Genomic DNA, 1,906 nt, shown 5'->3' with positions numbered 1-1,906 from the left:
CCGCGCGTACCGGCCCGGGCAGGCCCGGCAGCGGCTGCGGCGCGGCCGGGAAGCGCAACGGGCGGGTCGGGTCCATCGGCGCGGTCGGCGCCAGCGCGTCGCCGTTGCCCACGGGCAACAGCGGCACGAGCAGCCGGTAGACCTCCTGCGCGTTCGCGGGCCGCTGATCGGGCTGCTTGGCCAGCAGGCGCAACACGAGCCGGTCCAGCCCCGCGGGGATGTCCGGGCGCCGCGCGCCGAGCGGCTCCGGGGTGCCGTTGAGGTGTCCGAGCATCACCGAGGCCATCGTCGGCCCGGCGAACGGCGCCTGCCCGGCCAGCGTTTCGTAGAGCAGGCAGCCGAGTGCGTACAGGTCGGTGCGCGGCTCGACGATGCCGTTCATCTGCTCGGGCGCCATGTACGCGGGCGAGCCCGGCATCGCGCCGGTCGTGGTCAGCTTGGTCGACTCCGGATCGAGCACCGCGGCCACACCCAGGTCGAGCACCTTGACCGTGCCGTCCCGGCGGACCATCACGTTGCGTGGCTTGAGGTCGCGGTGCACGACCGGCACCGCGTGCACCGCTGCCAGCACCGAACAGATCTGCGCGGCCACCGCGACCGCCCACTCCCACGGCACCGGTTGGTTCTCGGCGATCAGGTCGGCCAGGTCGCAGCCGTCCAGGAGTTGCATCACCAGGTACAGGTCGCCCTCGTCGGCGCCGCCGTCGAACACGGTGACCAGGCCCGGGTGATCGATGCCCGCGGTGACCCGGCACTCGCGCAGGAAGCGCCGTTCCATCGCACCTCGATCACCGGTGGCGTCCACCAGGTCGGTGCGCAGCAGCTTGACCGCGACCCGGCGCTGCAGGGTCTGGTCGTACGCCTTCCAAACCTGCCCCATGCCGCCGCGGCCGATCGCCGCGGACAGTTCGTAGCGGCCCGCGATCACGCGGCCGGGAATGCTCATCGGGACCCTCCTGGATTGCCGCCGTCCTGTTCGCGCAGCCGTTCGCTGAGTCCCTGCAACCGGGCCCGGGCCCGCGCGGCGGGATCGGCGACGGGCGGCGGGCCGGCGACGGGCGGCGGAGCGACCGGCCCGCGCGGGTCGGCGGGCCCGACCGCCGGGCCGGACCGGAGATAGCCCGGCGGGGCCTGCGGCGGCGGGGCCGGCCGGTAGGGCATCGGCTGCGCATGCGGGTGTGGATGCGACCCGACGGGCGCCGGCTGCCACGGCGCGTATCCGCCCTGCCCGTGCGGCTGGTGGGCGCGCGTCGCCTTGGCCCAGCGGGCCGACCTGACGCACCACCAGACCGGCACCGCGACCATCAGCACGAGCAGCATGATCGCCCCGACGTCGTCCAGGATCGTCTGCGGTTCGGGCCCGCCCGCCGCCTTGCGCGCGATCTCCTCGTCGTCCGACTCGGTACCCACGATCAGGCACACGAAGGCGAGGACCACGCTGACCGCGACGGCCGTGAGGATCACCCAGTCCCAGCGCCTGCGGGTGCGAACACCGGCCACGAGCGGCGGGATCCAGGCCAGCAACCCGATCGAGACGAACGCGAGGACGGCGATGCCGATGAGCCCGAACCAGTGACCGGCGGTACCGCGTCGACCGGGTACCGGATCGCGCGACGGACCTTCCATGCTGTGTGACTCCCGAGGCTGTGGGACTCCCGAGGCCGGCCGACTCCCCGCAGGGTGAATCGATGCCGCGTCCGCACCCGGTCCACCGGGAGTCGCGGGCGATGACCGGGAGACGGCGTGCCGGAAGCCTATCGGCGGGATCGACCGGCCGGCTGCCGACCTGGAAAGCGGGACGCCGCGACCGGTACCGGCTCCTCGTCGGGTCCCGACCGGGTGCCGACGGGCAGAGGTACGGCGCCGCGTCGGCCGCGAAGCCGGCGACGCCCCGCGACGCCTCGCG

At 74.3% G+C, this 1,906-nt stretch carries 2 protein-coding genes; both read right to left on the bottom strand.

What is annotated here, in order from left to right; genetic code table 11:
- On the bottom strand, positions 1 to 940 hold a 940-nt coding region (locus tag ABZS54_RS42815), incomplete at its 3' end, for a serine/threonine-protein kinase (protein ID WP_355548845.1).
- A 2-nt stretch (positions 941 to 942) separates the two neighbouring features.
- Entirely contained in the window at positions 943 to 1,626 is a 684-nt protein-coding gene (locus ABZS54_RS42810; protein ID WP_355548842.1) for a hypothetical protein, read from the bottom strand.
- Positions 1,627 to 1,906 lie beyond the last annotated feature (280 nt).

It is taken from the genome of Embleya sp. NPDC005575 (assembly GCF_040605455.1).
Classification (GTDB): domain Bacteria; phylum Actinomycetota; class Actinomycetes; order Streptomycetales; family Streptomycetaceae; genus Embleya.
This window is presented reverse-complemented; position numbering and strand designations above follow the sequence as displayed.